At 67.2% G+C, this 14,333-nt stretch carries 11 protein-coding genes; 3 read left to right on the top strand and 8 right to left on the bottom strand.

All coding sequences use genetic code 11. From position 1 onward, the window contains the following. Window positions 1-22 precede the first annotated feature (22 nt). The 4 genes from ABZ942_RS01970 to ABZ942_RS01955 form a co-directional block, all read right to left on the bottom strand. A complete protein-coding gene (locus ABZ942_RS01970; protein WP_357378086.1) occupies window positions 23-406 on the bottom strand; it encodes a VOC family protein in 384 nt (127 codons plus the stop codon). Window positions 407-567: 161 nt separating this feature from the next. Then, window positions 568-1,569 carry a ketol-acid reductoisomerase gene (ilvC, locus tag ABZ942_RS01965; protein ID WP_357379329.1) on the bottom strand — a complete coding sequence of 334 codons (1,002 nt, stop codon included), beginning with the start codon at window positions 1,567-1,569 and terminating at the stop codon, window positions 568-570. A gap of 72 nt (window positions 1,570-1,641) precedes the next feature. Continuing rightward, window positions 1,642-2,145 (bottom strand): acetolactate synthase small subunit, encoded by a 504-nt coding sequence (gene ilvN, locus ABZ942_RS01960; RefSeq protein WP_357378084.1) that lies wholly within the window; start codon window positions 2,143-2,145, stop codon window positions 1,642-1,644. Then, window positions 2,142-4,070: an acetolactate synthase large subunit gene (locus tag ABZ942_RS01955; RefSeq protein WP_357378082.1), complete on the bottom strand. Its 1,929-nt coding sequence runs from the start codon at window positions 4,068-4,070 to the stop codon at window positions 2,142-2,144. Before ABZ942_RS01955 ends, ilvN begins: the two co-directional genes overlap by 4 nt. Before the next feature lie 376 nt (window positions 4,071-4,446). On the opposite strand from ABZ942_RS01955, the gene ABZ942_RS01950 reads away from it, so the two are divergent. Further along, window positions 4,447-5,019 (top strand): PH domain-containing protein, encoded by a 573-nt coding sequence (locus ABZ942_RS01950; protein WP_357378080.1) that lies wholly within the window; start codon window positions 4,447-4,449, stop codon window positions 5,017-5,019. Between the two features lie 422 nt (window positions 5,020-5,441). Then, the gene (gene ilvD, locus ABZ942_RS01945; protein ID WP_357378079.1) at window positions 5,442-7,283 is read left to right on the top strand and encodes a dihydroxy-acid dehydratase; all 1,842 of its coding nucleotides are present in this window, start codon (window positions 5,442-5,444) and stop codon (window positions 7,281-7,283) included. A gap of 524 nt (window positions 7,284-7,807) precedes the next feature. On the opposite strand, the gene ABZ942_RS01940 is transcribed toward ilvD, so the two are convergent. Further along, entirely contained in the window at window positions 7,808-8,665 is an 858-nt protein-coding gene (locus ABZ942_RS01940) for a DoxX family protein (RefSeq protein ID WP_357378077.1), read from the bottom strand. Between the two features lie 321 nt (window positions 8,666-8,986). Between ABZ942_RS01940 and ABZ942_RS01935 the strand changes: the two genes are divergently transcribed. Next, complete coding sequence (locus ABZ942_RS01935; protein WP_357378075.1) at window positions 8,987-10,090, top strand: PQQ-dependent sugar dehydrogenase; 1,104 nt, start codon at window positions 8,987-8,989, stop codon at window positions 10,088-10,090. 104 nt (window positions 10,091-10,194) lie between these two features. Here the strand turns inward: ABZ942_RS01935 and gatB are convergent, their stop codons facing one another. The 3 genes from gatB to ABZ942_RS01920 are packed head-to-tail and all read right to left on the bottom strand — an operon-like array spanning window position 10,195 to window position 14,262. Further along, window positions 10,195-11,700 (bottom strand): Asp-tRNA(Asn)/Glu-tRNA(Gln) amidotransferase subunit GatB, encoded by a 1,506-nt coding sequence (gatB, locus tag ABZ942_RS01930; protein ID WP_357378073.1) that lies wholly within the window; start codon window positions 11,698-11,700, stop codon window positions 10,195-10,197. Between the two features lie 51 nt (window positions 11,701-11,751). Next, complete coding sequence (locus ABZ942_RS01925; RefSeq protein ID WP_357378071.1) at window positions 11,752-13,131, bottom strand: alpha/beta fold hydrolase; 1,380 nt, start codon at window positions 13,129-13,131, stop codon at window positions 11,752-11,754. A gap of 9 nt (window positions 13,132-13,140) precedes the next feature. Further along, the gene (locus ABZ942_RS01920; protein ID WP_357378069.1) at window positions 13,141-14,262 is read right to left on the bottom strand and encodes an MAB_1171c family putative transporter; all 1,122 of its coding nucleotides are present in this window, start codon (window positions 14,260-14,262) and stop codon (window positions 13,141-13,143) included. Between the last annotated feature and the right edge of the window lie 71 nt (window positions 14,263-14,333).

The following is a 14,333-nucleotide window of genomic DNA, read 5'->3' as shown; positions in this document are numbered from 1 at the left end:
CTCGATGAGTCGTTCGGGCGCATCAGCCACTGAATTCGGTCAGGGACAACACGTTTCCGTCCGGATCGGTGAACCATGCGACCTTGTCACCGCCGGGCGTGGTCCATACACCGTTGTCGGCCTGCTTCATCCCGTCGTACCGCACGAATTCCACACCGCGCGAGGCAAGTTCGGCGACCGTACCCGCAATGTCGGCGACGGTCCACCCGAGCACCGTGAACGCCTGCGGTACAAGGTTCTCCACCGCAGTGACCCGAATCATCGTGCCCCCGTTGCGAACCACACACGCGAACGGTGTCACCTCGACGATCTCCAGCCCGAGTACCTCGCCGAAGAACCGCCGCGACCGCTCCAGGTCGGTCGACGGCGCGAACGCGATGACTTCGGCGGCAGCGAGTGAAGACATGGGGCGAAGGCTACCGACGACACCGGTCCTGAACGGACACTTTCAGCGCGACACGGGCGGAATTCGCTGCGGCAGCGGCGAAAGTGTCCGCGCAGACCGTGCCCCCGCGAACAGCAAACGGCCCGGCACCACTCGGTGCCGGGCCGCTATTGTGCTGAAACTCAGGCGGTTTCGGTGATCGGCCGGTCGACCCAGCTCATCAGGCCGCGCAGCTTGGCGCCGGTGACCTCGATCGGGTGCTCGGCGTTGGCCTTGCGCAGACCCTCGAGCTCCTTGTTGCCGCCCTCGACGTTGGCGACGAGGCGCTTGACGAAGGTGCCGTCCTGGATGTCCTTCAGGATGTCCTGCATGCGCTTCTTGGTGTCGGAGTCGATGACCCGCGGGCCGGACAGGTAGCCACCGAACTCGGCGGTGTCGGAGACCGAGTAGTTCATCCGGGCGATGCCACCCTCGTACATCAGGTCGACGATGAGCTTGAGCTCGTGCAGCACCTCGAAGTACGCCATCTCGGGCGCGTAGCCGGCCTCGACCATGACCTCGAAACCGGTCTTGACCAGCTCTTCGGTGCCGCCGCAGAGCACGGCCTGCTCGCCGAACAGGTCGGTCTCGGTCTCTTCCTTGAAGGTGGTCTTGATGACGCCGGCGCGGGCGCCACCGATCGCCTTCGCGTAGGACAGCGCGAGCGCCTGGCCCTCACCCTTCGGGTCCTGATCGACGGCGATCAGCGCGGGCACACCCTTGCCGTCGACGAACTGACGACGCACCAGGTGGCCGGGGCCCTTCGGGGCGACCATCGCAACGGTGATGAACTCCGGCGCCTTGATCAGGCCGAAGTGGATGTTGAGGCCGTGGCCGAAGAACAGCGCGTCGCCGTCTTTCAGGTTGGGCTCGATGTCGTTGGTGAAGATCGACGCCTGCGCGGTGTCGGGGGCCAGCACCATGATCACGTCGGCCCACGCCGAAACCTCGGCGGGGGTGCCGACGGTCAGGCCCGCCTCTTCGGCCTTCGGCCGCGACTTCGAACCCTCCGCGAGGCCGACCCGGACCTCGACGCCGGAGTCGCGCAGGCTCAGCGAGTGCGCGTGGCCCTGGCTGCCGTAGCCGATGACAGCGACCTTGCGGCCCTGGATGATCGACAGGTCGGCGTCGTCGTCGTAGAACATCTCGACTGCCACTTGGTTGGTTCCCTTCTGGATACTTTGCTTAGGTCTGAAAGTTGTTTAGTTAGAAGCGTTTTATCGAGTCGCGGTGATCGACTTCGGACCACGTCCGACCGCGACCACACCGGACTGCACGATCTCCCGGATTCCGTACGGTTCCAGCATGCGCAGCAGCGCGTCGAGCTTGGACCGGGTTCCGGTCGCCTCGACAGTGAGCGCGTCCGGGGAGACGTCGATCACTTTCGCCCGGAAGAGCGTAACCGCCTCGATCACCTGGGTCCGCACGCTGGCATCGGCGCGGACCTTCACCAGGATCAGTTCGCGGGCCACCGAGGTATCGGAATCCTGCTCCACGATCTTGATGACGTTGATCAGCTTGTTGAGCTGCTTGGTGACCTGCTCGAGCGGCAGGTCCTCGACGGTGACGACGATGGTCATCCGGGAGATCTCGGGCAGCTCGGTGCCGCCGACGGCGAGTGACTCGATATTGAAGCCGCGCCGGGAGAACAGCGCCGCGACCCGCGCCAGCACGCCAGGCTTGTCCTCGACAAGCACGCTGAGCGTGTGCGTAGTACTCATTCCGTCACCTTGTTCTTCTCGTGCGACATCGCCTCGTGGATGACGGCGGGCTCGGAAGCCTGCTCGTCGTCATCGAACAGCGGGCGGATGCCGTGGGCGGCCATGATCTCGTCGTTGCTGGTGCCCGCGGCGACCATCGGCCACACCTGGGCGTCCTTGCCGACGATGAAGTCGATCACCACGGGACGATCGTTGATGGACTGCGCCTGCCGGATCGCGTCCTCCACGTCCTCCTCGCGCTCGACCCGGATGCCGACGCAGCCGAGGGCTTCGGCGAGCTTCACGAAGTCGGGGATGCGCAGGGTGTGCGTGCCGAGATCGGTGTTGGAGTAACGCTCCTGGTAGAACAGCGTCTGCCACTGACGGACCATGCCGAGGTTGCCGTTGTTGATCAGTGCGACCTTGATCGGCACGCCCTCGACGGCACAGGTGGCCAACTCCTGGTTGGTCATCTGGAAGCAGCCGTCACCGTCGACCGCCCACACCTCTTTGTCCGGCGCGCCCATCTTGGCGCCCATGGCGGCCGGGACGGCGTAGCCCATGGTGCCGAGACCGCCGGAATTCAGCCAGGTGCGCGGCTTTTCGTACTTGATGAACTGCGCGGCCCACATCTGGTGCTGGCCGACGCCGGCACAGTAGATGGCGTCGGGTCCGGCCAGGCGGCCGAGCGCGTCGATGACGAACTCGGGCGAGAGCGAGCCGTCGCTGGGCTTGGTCCAGCCGAGCGGGTAGCTCTTGCGGACGCCGTCGAGGTACTTCCACCATTCGGTGAGGTCGAGCAGCGGGGACTTCGCGGCAGGGTCGGCTTTGAGCGTTTCGATCAGCTCGACGATCACCTCGCGGCAGTCGCCGACGATCGGCACATCCGCGTGCCGGTTCTTGCCGATCTCGGCCGGGTCGATGTCGGCGTGGATCACCCTGGCGTCCGGCGCGAACGAGTCGAGCTGGCCGGTGACCCGGTCGTCGAAACGGGCGCCGAGGGTGATCAGCAGATCCGAGCGCTGCAGCGCCGCAACGGCTCCCACGGTGCCGTGCATGCCGGGCATGCCCATGTTGAGCTGGTGGCTGTCCGGGAACGCGCCGCGCGCCATCAGCGTGGTGACCACCGGGATGCCGGTCATCTCGGCCAGCTCGAGCAGCTCGGGCGAGGCGTCGGCCTTGATCACGCCGCCGCCGACGTAGAGCACCGGCGACTTGGCTTCCAAGATCATCCGCGCGGCCTCGCGCACCTGCTTGCCGTGCGGCTTGGTCACCGGGCGGTAGCCGGGCAGCCGCATCTCCGGCGGCCAGCTGAAGGTCGTCTGCATCTGCAGCACGTCCTTCGGGATGTCCACCAGCACGGCGCCCGGGCGACCACTGGAGGCCAGGTAGAACGCCTCGGCGATGATGCGCGGGATGTCGATGCCCTCGGTGATGAGGAAGTTGTGCTTGGTGATCGGCATGGTGATGCCGGAGATGTCAGCCTCTTGGAAGGCGTCCGTGCCGATCAGGCCGCGGCCGACCTGGCCGGTGATCGCGACGATCGGCACCGAGTCCATCTGCGCGTCGGCAATCGGGGTGACCAGGTTGGTCGCGCCGGGACCCGAGGTGGCCATGCAGACGCCGACCTTGCCGGTGGCCTGGGCATAGCCGGTCGCGGCGTGACCCGCGCCCTGCTCGTGCCGGACCAGCACGTGGCGCACCTTGGTCGAGTCGAACAGCGGGTCGTAGACCGGGAGAATCGCGCCACCGGGAATGCCGAATACGGTGTCGACGCCGAGCTCCTCGAGCGTGCGGACGACCGACTGCGCGCCGGTGACCCGCTCGGGCGGGAGCTGGCGGCGGTTGGCCGACGTCGTCGAACTGCCAGCGGGCGCTGTCGGCTGGTTGGCCGAGGGCGCTGGCCTGCGGGCCGATGGCCCGGGCCGTGCGGTTGGTGCACTCACCGTCTTCGTTCCTAACTGCTTGTCGTTCTGACCCCGGATTTGTATCTGACATGCGGTGTCTTGCGACTTGCCACGTGCGGATATTCACCCGAACACAAAAAAGCCCCCGACAGCGCATGGCTGTTCGAGGGTGGCGCGTCGCAACGCGAGCTGACGTATTCGACTCAGATAGTCAGGCTCAACGCTGGACGCGCCGGCCGATTACGAGAAGCTCGTTTCGATTCACGCGCATGACGGTATGTGTGCGTGAGCCGAAGAGTCAAACAGGTCCCATTATGTGGGATAGTGCGGCTGCTTGGGTCCTTCACCAGGATGCGAGGATGGTGGTGTGTCATCACCGCATCAGTCCGTGCCACCGGCTAAATCGTCCCACACCGTGTCCGAGGGATCGGACACGGGTGGCGGCTCGGCCGCCACTGTGATCCGCATCCCACGCCTGGCCTTCCTAGGCGTGTTCATCCTGTTCATGTGCGTGTTCTTCATGTTCGTCGGCTGGCCGATCGGGCTGTGGTGGTTGCTGCTGATCCCCGTTGCGGTGACTGTGTGGGTGCTGCGGACGCAGACCACGGTCTCCGCGGACGGGCTGGATTTGCGGACCGTGTTCGGGTCGCGGCATCTGGACTGGTCTCAGCTGAAGGGGGTACGTATCCCGAAACGTGGATACGTGCGGGCCGATCTGATCGACGGGTCCGAGGTGAAACTGCCTGCGGTGAGTTATGACCGGGTGCGGGATCTCGCGGTCGCGTCGCACGGGCGGATCCCGGATCCGTATGCGGTGCCGCCTGTCGCGAAGTCGGGTACGGCGGCGGAGACCGCCGATGTCAAGACCGTCGACGCCGACAGCCAGGCCACGACCGGCGACGAAGTCCCTACCGAGAGCGGCAAGTCCGAAGCCGGCGATGGCAAGGCCGACAGTGCTGACACCGTGGGCAAGGACCGCGCGGAGTAGCTGGCACACGCCGACCCCGGACCAGTTCGGCAGCAGGGTCGCTTCGGTCACCTGCCACAAACCGCGGACGCAGGTCCAGCGCTGCCCAGCGATGACACCGCCGCGCTGGCGCCCATGATCAGGAACATTTGCCGACGGTACGATGTTGTCGGCGTTGTGGTCAGCGTGTCGGGAGGACCGATCTCCGACGCGCCCACCGCAGCCCGACGGTCCGGCAACTCCGGCGACACCGTCAGCGCCGACGATCACCATTCGCGGCGACACCAGCACGGACTGACACCGAGAACGGTTCGGGACGACGGCCACGAGCCGCCCCGACCGGCAGGTAGGCCGACACCCACGCGGGAGTACCGTGGAGCGGCCGCCGAGCTAACTCTGCGCAGTCGCACACCAGCCCCCGCGACCCAGATCGAGGACCATCAATGCCACCGCTTCGTTCCCGTACCACCACCGTCGGCCGCAATGCCGCAGGCGCCCGCGCACTCTGGCGCGCCACCGGCATGACCGACTCCGACTTCGGCAAGCCGATCGTCGCCATCTCGAACTCCTACACCCAGTTCGTGCCCGGCCACGTGCACTTGAAGAACGTCGGCGAGATCGTGGCCGAGGCGGTGCGCGCCGCGGGTGGCGTGCCACGAGAGTTCCACACCATCGCCGTCGACGACGGCATCGCGATGGGTCACGGCGGCATGCTGTACTCGCTGCCGTCGCGCGAAATCATCGCCGACTCGGTGGAATACATGGTGAACGCGCATACCGCCGACGCGCTGGTGTGCATCTCCAACTGCGACAAGATCACCCCGGGCATGCTGAATGCCGCTATGCGACTGAACATTCCGACGGTGTTCGTCTCCGGCGGGCCGATGGAGGCCGGCAAGGCAGTTGTCGTCGGCGGTGTCGCGCAGGCGCCGACCGACCTGATCACCGCGATCTCGGCGAGCGCGAATCAGGCGGTGTCCGAAGAGGGTTTGAGCGAAGTCGAGCGGTCCGCCTGTCCGACCTGCGGCTCGTGCTCGGGCATGTTCACCGCGAACTCGATGAACTGCCTCACCGAGGCGCTCGGACTCGCCTTGCCCGGCAACGGTTCCACGCTGGCCACCCATGCCGCGCGCCGGTCGCTGTTCGAGCGGGCGGGCACTGTCGTCGTCGACATCGCCAACCGCTGGTACCGCGAGGACGACGCCTCGGTGCTGCCGCGGAATGTCGCCAACGCCAAGGCTTTCCGCAACGCCATGGCCCTGGACGTGGCGATGGGCGGCTCCACCAACACCGTGCTGCACACCCTCGCGGCCGCGCAGGAGGGTGAGGTCGACTTCGATCTGCACACCATCGAGGAGACCAGCCGCCGGGTGCCGACCCTGTCGAAGGTGTCGCCCAACTCCGACTACCACATGGAAGACGTGCACCGGGCCGGTGGCATCCCCGCCATCCTCGGTGAGCTGCGGCGCGCCGGTCTGCTGGAGACCGACGTGAGCACCGTGCACACGCGCAGCTTCGACGAGTGGCTCGACACCTGGGATATCCGCTCCGGCAAGGCTTCTGACGAAGCGATCGAGCTGTTCCATGCCGCGCCCGGTGGCGTGCGCACGGTCGAGCCGTTCTCCACCGAGAACCGGTGGTCCTCGCTCGACACCGATGCCGCCGGTGGGTGCATCCGCGACTTCGAGCACGCGTACACCCGCGAGGGCGGACTGGTTGTGTTGCGCGGCAACATCGCTCCCGATGGTGCGGTGCTCAAGACCGCGGGCATCGACGAGGAACTGTTCACCTTCCAGGGGCCCGCGCTCGTCGTGGAGTCCCAGGAGGAAGCCGTGTCGGCCATCCTCGGCAAGAAGATCAAGGCGGGCGACGTGCTCGTCGTGCGCTACGAGGGCCCCGCGGGCGGTCCGGGCATGCAGGAAATGTTGCACCCCACCGCCTTCCTGAAGGGCGCCGGTCTCGGCAAGCAGTGCGCGCTGATCACCGACGGCCGCTTCTCCGGCGGCACCTCGGGCCTGTCCATCGGCCACATCTCTCCCGAGGCGGCCAGCGGCGGCACCATCGGCCTGATCGAAACCGGCGACCAGATCCGCATCGACGTCAGCACTCGCGCGCTCGAGGTTCTCGTCGACGACGCCGTCCTCGCCGAACGCCGCGCCAAAATGGAAGCCTCCGAACGGCCCTGGCAGCCGGTCAACCGCGACCGCACGGTCACCACCGCCCTGCGCGCATACGCCGCCCTGGCGACATCGGCAGACAAGGGCGCAGTTCGCCACGTGCCGTAAACACCACCACCCCAACCCATCCGGCGCCCCTCACCTCGAGGGGCGCCGGATCTCGTTCTCCCCCAGCCCAACACCGCCACTCAACGTGCGCCTCGCCGCACGTGCACAGGGCAGAGAGCTCTATTCGACATTCGCGGCAGCCATGTGCCGCCCGATGTTGCCCAACTATCGGCATGCGGCCCAGGGTCGGCGTGCGAAGTAGACGGCAGCCGAAAGTACATGAGGGCGTGGCTATTCGACATTCGCCCGCCAGCGAGTTACCGAACGGGACATGACGGAGCTCCCACTCGACAAACGCCGCCGCCACGTCCCGCTCGACGCACCGGACGATTCCGAACGGGACATGAGGGCGCGAGTACTCGATGTTCGCCGCCGCTATGTCCCGCTCGATGAGCTATGGCATGGCTGCCGCTTGGTGGTAGCCGGGTCACCGTTCCCCGCGACCGGGTGCCACTGGGCGGCGGACAGACGAACGGCGCCCCTCGGAAGTGCGAGGGGCGCCGGGGATTCGGGGTGTAGCGGGGTTAGTCGAAGGGGCCGATGCCGGTGAACGGGTTGCCGCCGTGGAGGTACCAGTAGGTGCCCACTGCGGCGGCGATGGCCAGGACCAGGATTACGAAGGAACCGGCGAAGGGGCGGGTGGCCCAGCCTCGGTTGCGGTCGAAGGCCCAGCGGCCTGGTCCGGTGAGGATGATGACGGCGGCAGTGCCCGCCAGGATGCTTTCGATTTCGACGCCGGTGGGGACCGCGGCATTGAATTGGAAGCCGGGGATCATGCCTTGCTTCCACGCCCAGGCGTCGAGGATGACCGCGAGGACCGCGCCCGCGGCGAACGGGGTGGCCAGGCCGAGGACGAGCAGTGCGCCGCCGCCGAGTTCGCCGATGGTGACCAGGATGGCGGCCAGCGTCTGGTGCTCCCAGCCGCCGCTCGCCATCATGTCTCGGGTGCCGTCGAGGCCGGGGCCGTTGAACCAGCCGGTCAGCTTCTGCAAGCCGTGATAGATGAAGACGCCGCCGACGACCAGGCGCAGCAGGAACAGGCCGAAATCCAGTGTGCCGCGGCGGTTGTCGCCGTTGCGGCGGCGCAGCCTGCCGGTGTCGGTCGGCGCGTTCGCGGCGGGCGGGATGCTGGCGTAGGCATAGGCGGGCGGTGCGTCCGGCGAGGTGCCGCTCGCGCCGACCGACGGGACTTGCGGATCCAGGCCGAGTTCGTCATCGGTGCGCGGGACGTCCTTGGTCAACTTGGGAAACTGCTCGGTCGGCGAGTCAAAGGGACTGCTAACGCCTCGACCGGTGGTCGACACCGCCGACTGCTCAGCCGTGGACGGCACCGAACTTCGGGCCGCCGCGGGGTCGGATGTGTCTTTCGGCTTCTCGGTCACGGCCAATACCCTATGCTGCGCCGCCCGGCCGCGGGCCCCTAAACCACGGCGTGGTGGTTCAGATTTTGACGACGCGAACCGACGCCGCCCGGCCCAGAGACGATGCCGACGCACAGCCGCACGCCTTTTGACAGACGCACGCGTGTCAGCGCGGCGAGTCGGGGTGCGGGAAATCGGAAGGCGTGCGGCTGTTATGGCGGCATGGAATCTGGACCGGGGCACTGGTGTGTCGGCTCGGTGTGGGTGTGCAGGACAAAACGTGCGCGTCTCATCGGTGGGCCGAGGGGGCGGGGCCGGACGGTTTTCCGTAACGTCTGAGCTATGAGGTTGGTTGTCGTGGGTCGCGTTGCGGTGAGCTTGGCGCTCGGGTCCGTCCTGGTGACCGGATGTGCGAGGTTCGATGATTCGGCGTCGAGCCCGTTCACCCCGGAGCCGACGCTGCACGGGGCGAACATCGACCCGCAGAAACCGTCGGCGCCGCCGACGTCGACGAATCGTCCCAGCGGGCCGTGCATCGATCCGGATCCGGCGGTGGTGGCAACCTGTCTGGACACCACGGGTGGACTGGTCGCGCTCGGCGACGGCGCGCTGGTCGCCGAGCGGCGCACCGGACGCATCCTCAAGGTGGCGCCGGATACGCCGCCGAGCGAGTACGCGCGGGTGGACGTGGACGGCTCCAGCGACGGCGGGCTCAGCGACATCACCCTCTCCCCGACCTTCGCGGAGGACGGGCTGATGTATGCCTACATCACCACCCCCAGCGACAATCGAGTCGTTCGCATCGCCCCCGGCGGCGGCGCGCCCAAGGACATCCTGACCGGAATCCCGAAGGGCCCCACCGGAAACCACGGCGCCATCGACTTCGCCACGCCGACTCAGATGCTGGTGCTCACCGGCGACGCCGGCAATCCCGGCGCCGCGAACTCCCCGTCCTCGCTGGCGGGCAAGCTGCTGCGGGTGAACTCCCCCGCGCCGGGCGCCACCGCGGAGGTCGCGGTATCGGGCATCGGCGTCGCGGGTGACGTCTGCCGGGACAGCAAGGACAGCATCTGGATCACCGACCGCACCGCCGTCGAGGATCGGCTGCAGCGGCTCGGCGCCGACGGCTCGGTCACCACGGCCTGGACCTGGCCGGACCGCCCCGGCGTCGCGGGCTGCGCCGCCGCGACCGACGGCGTCGCGATCGCGCTCACCAAGTCCAAGGCCCTCGCCATCGCGGCGGCCGATGCGACCACCCACGCCGTCACCTCCGCCCCGACCCTCGTCGCGCAGGACAAGTACGGCCAACTCGGCGGCGCCGCAGTGGGCGCGGACGGCGCCATCTGGGTGGGCACCGTGAACAAGACCGACGGCCAGCCGACGCCGAATGACGATCGGGTAGTACGCATTCCGCCGCCGCAGGCCGGCGGGAACGGCCCGGACTAGTCGCCGGACGACAAAGGGCCAACTCCACGGAGTTGGCCCTTTTACGTTGCGCGCGAACGGGTTCGGTCAGTGGCGTGTCCGAACCCGTTGCGGGCGAACTGAACTCAGCTGCAGGCGGCGATCACGAGCTCGCGCACGCGGGCCGCGTCGGCCTGGCCACGGGTGGCCTTCATGACGTCGCCGACGATCTTGCCTGCGGCCTGCACCTTGCCGGAGCGGATCTTCTCGGCGATATCGGGGTTGGCGGCGAGGGCCTTCTCGACCTCGGACTGCAGGGCGCTGTCGTCGCTGACCATGCCGAGGCCCTTGGACTCGACGATCTGCGCGGGCTCGCCCTCGCCGGCCAGCACGAAGTCGACGACCTGCTTGGCGACCTTGTTGTTGACGGTCTTCGCCTCGACCAGGTTGATCACCGCGGCGACCTGGGCCGGGGTGATCGGCAGGTCCTCGAGCGAAACCTCGCGCTCCTTGGCCTTTTCGGTGAGGTAGGCGACCCACCAGGAGCGGGCCTCGTTGACCGGGGCGCCCGCATCGACGGTGGCGATGATCAGGTCGAGCGCGCCCGCGTTGACCAGGTCGCGCATCACCTCGTCGGACAGGTTCCAGTCGGTCTGGATGCGGGACCGGCGCAGCCACGGGTACTCCGGAATAGTGCCGCGCAGTTGTTCGACCCAGTCCGCTTCGGGCGCAACGGGTTCCAGGTCGGGCTCGGGGAAGTAGCGGTAGTCCTCGGAGGTTTCCTTGATCCGGCCCGACGAGGTGCTGCCGTCGGTCTCGTGGAAGTGCCTGGTCTCCTGCACGATGGTGCCGCCGTCGGCGAGCACGGCGCCCTGGCGGCGCATCTCGTAACGAACCGCGACCTCGACGCTCTTGAGCGAGTTCACGTTCTTGGTCTCGGTGCGGGTGCCGAATTCCTTGGCGCCGATCTCCATCAGCGACACGTTGGCGTCGCAGCGCAGCGAGCCCTGCTCCATCTTCACGTCGGACACGCCGAGCGACTCGAGCACCTCGCGCAACGCGGTCACGTACGCGCGAGCCACCTCGGGCGCGCGCTCGCCCGCGCCGGTGATCGGCTTGGTGACGATCTCGACCAGCGGCACGCCGGCCCGGTTGTAGTCGAGCAGCGAGTGGCTGGCGCCGTGGATGCGGCCGGTGGCACCGCCGACGTGGGTGGACTTGCCGGTGTCCTCTTCCATGTGCGCGCGCTCGATCTCCACCCGGAAGGTGCTGCCGTCGTCGAGCAGCACGTCGAGGTGGCCCTCGGTGGCGATCGGCTCGTCGTACTGGCTGATCTGGTAGTTCTTCGGCTGATCCGGGTAGAAGTAGTTCTTGCGGGCGAACCGTCCCCACGGGGTGATCGAACAGTTCAGCGCCAGGCCGATCCGGATCGCCGACTCCACACCCTTCTCGTTTACCACCGGCAATGCGCCCGGCAGACCGAGGCACACCGGGCACACCTGGGTGTTCGGCTCGGCACCGAATTCGGTCGGGCAGCCACAGAACATCTTGGTCTCGGTGTTCAGCTCGACGTGGACCTCCAGGCCAAGCACCGGCTCGAAGCGGGCGATGACATCCGAGTAGTCCATCAAGTCGAGTGTGGGTGTGCTCATGCGGAACATTCTATGTAAGAGCCTCGAACAGGAACGCCCCGCCCTCGGCCCCTACTTCGGCTGGATGCGCTGGGTCAACCAGCCCGTGACGAAGGTGAGCACGTCCGGCGAGATGGTCGTCTCGATACTGCTGTACTCGCTGGGCAGGCCGGTCTTGGTGGGTTGCATCAGGTGGTTGAGGCCGGGGAAGACATGGACGGTCGCGTCCGGGTCGGCTGAGAGGTTGTCGCGCATCGGCTGCTCGCTCTGGCCGGGCGGCACCTGCAGGTCATTCCCGCCGAAGAACGCGAGGACGGGAATGCGCAGGGCCTTCAGCGCCGGTGCCGGATCGTAGGCGATCAGGGCGGCCAGGTACGGGTTGATTCCGGCGACCACCTCGGCTTCGTCGGCACGCTTGTCGGGCGGCAGGGCCTCGTTCTGCTTGCGCGCCAAGTCCTTGGCGCCCGCCAGGTCGCCCACCTTCAAAAGGGCTGCCAGCTCGGTGGATTGCCGTACCTGGTTGTCCACCACATCGGCGGGGGCACCGCTGGCGGCGGCGATCAACCGGGTCTGCTCGATGAGCACATCGGCACCCGGTACACCGGGGCCCGCCATCAGAATGGCGAACGCGACGCCACTGTCCGGGCGCGAGGCGACCAGTGGCGCAAGGTAACCGCCTTCACTGTGGCCGAACAGTCCGACCCGCGCCGGGTCGATATCCGGGCGGCCGCGCAGGAACCCGACGCCGGCCGCCGCGTCGTTGGACAGGTCGGTGTAGTTCGCGGCGTCCAGCTTGCCGCCGGTGCCGCCGACGCCTCGGTCGTCGGTACGCAAAACGGCGTAGCCCGCTCGGGTCAACGTGTCCGCGACGATCAGGAAAGGCTTGTGGCCGAGCAGTTCTTCGTTGCGGTCCTGCGCGCCGCTACCGGTGATCAGCAGCACGGCGGGGAACGGGCCGCTGCCCTCCGGTTTGGTCAGCGTGCCCGCGATGGTGATGTCGCCACTGCGGTAGGTGACGTCCTCGGACTTGTACGGGAACGGCTCCTTCGGCGTCTGCGGGCGGTTCAACGGCGGCACCTTGCCGCGCTCGAACGACAGCTTGAAGGTCTTCCCGTTCTGGATGAAGTCGCCCGAGATCTTGTCGGTGCCCTTGTCGTAGCTGCCGTGGAACTTGGGATCGCCCGGCGCATCGGCGATCGCGAACGACACCGCGTCGCGCGTGGACTGCACGTCCTTCAGCTGCGCTCCCGCCAGACCCTGCAACGGAATGTCGATGGTCGCCGTGTCCTTGCCGGTGAACGTCACCCCGACCGGAAGCGGCTGGCCAGGGATCTCGATCACCCCGTGCCAGTCACCGGTGGTCGGCTCCGGCGGGTTCGAGTCCGACGAGCAACCCGCAACCAACACGCCAACTACGAACAGCACCAACGCGATCATTCGTCCAGAGCGCATGAACCAACACTACCGACCGTCGGTGACAACTCCGGGGCGTGCGGCTGGCCAGACCCGCGCCAACGCCAGTAACTGCCGCAGTTCGGTATCGAAATCCTGTGCGTTCAAGAAGGTTTGCGGCCTGGGCTCCGAGTCCGTCGGCGGCAGTCCGGCCTTCCGCGCGTGGATCGCACTCGCTAGCCCACCGGCGTACACCTCTATCCCGCATCCGGCACCATCCGAGTGCGCGGTATTCGTCGGCAGGTACGGGCCGAGATGCAGCAACGCGTCCCGGATCTCGACGGTGACCCGAAGCAGTCGAGCGGTGGAGTCCCGCCGGTTCAGCCGACCGGGCGGCGGCGCCAACACGATCTCCGGCACCGCGGCAGTGACATCACGCCACAGCGGTTGCAAACGGCGACAGATTCGCCCGTCACCATCCCAACCGAACTGCGCGAGCAGGTGGCCGACCATCGGGCCTGCGACAAGCGTGGTGGCTACGGTGCCGATGATGGTGAAGGCGATTTCCACCCGAACGATATGCGGATAACGCAGCTGCCACCCGAAGTTCACTTCGCCCGCGCAGAGCACCGCATCCACATAGATGGGCACAAAGTCCAGAATCATCAGCAAATACAGCGCCTTCGCCAGCGGCCTCGGGTTCTCCACGCGAAGTTCTCGGATACACAACCGGGTGAACACCAGCATTGTCGCTATCAGGGGCGCACTGTTCGCAGTCCAGAAGACGAGCCCGCCCCAGTTGAGGTTGTGCTCGACCAGCCGCCCGGCCCGTCCGGCGAATGGACCGGCGAGCATTGTCACCATCGTCGAGAGCACGGCGACCCCGCAGTAGACCCGCTGCCGCCGCCAAGTCACCTCAGGATCGGCACCTGACTCCCCCAACCGAGCGAGACCGTAGAGATGCATGCACAGCATCACGACGCACCCCAGCGCAAGCTGGTTCAGCACACTGCTGACGCTCGCCGTCGGCGTGCACCGATACAACACCAGGCCGATCAAAAACCACAGCACTGCCCGATTGACCAACTGGTCGATGACCGTATCCCTGGTAAGCAGCACCCTGCCGACCCCGACGATCACGACATACCCGATCACCGTCCACCCGACGGCCCCGGATACCGGCGATTCCAACGATCCCCCTCCCGGCCGAACCAATCCGCCCCGGCCGAAGCGTACCCATCGCCCTACCGGAGCAGATCACC

This window comes from Nocardia sp. NPDC046473 (assembly GCF_040645995.1).
In the GTDB taxonomy this organism is placed as follows: domain Bacteria; phylum Actinomycetota; class Actinomycetes; order Mycobacteriales; family Mycobacteriaceae; genus Nocardia.
The sequence above is the reverse complement of the archived record's forward strand: the minus strand, read 5'-3'. Positions and strand labels throughout refer to the sequence as shown.

Coding starts and splice junctions, on each gene's coding strand:
- ABZ942_RS01970 (WP_357378086.1), bottom strand. CDS start 406: ATGTCTTCACTCGCTGCCGCCGAAGTCATCGCGTTCGCGCCGTCGACC.
- ilvC (WP_357379329.1), bottom strand. CDS start 1,569: ATGTTCTACGACGACGACGCCGACCTGTCGATCATCCAGGGCCGCAAG.
- ilvN (WP_357378084.1), bottom strand. CDS start 2,145: ATGAGTACTACGCACACGCTCAGCGTGCTTGTCGAGGACAAGCCTGGC.
- ilvD (WP_357378079.1), top strand. CDS start 5,442: ATGCCACCGCTTCGTTCCCGTACCACCACCGTCGGCCGCAATGCCGCA.
- ABZ942_RS01935 (WP_357378075.1), top strand. CDS start 8,987: ATGAGGTTGGTTGTCGTGGGTCGCGTTGCGGTGAGCTTGGCGCTCGGG.
- gatB (WP_357378073.1), bottom strand. CDS start 11,700: ATGAGCACACCCACACTCGACTTGATGGACTACTCGGATGTCATCGCC.
- ABZ942_RS01925 (WP_357378071.1), bottom strand. CDS start 13,131: ATGCGCTCTGGACGAATGATCGCGTTGGTGCTGTTCGTAGTTGGCGTG.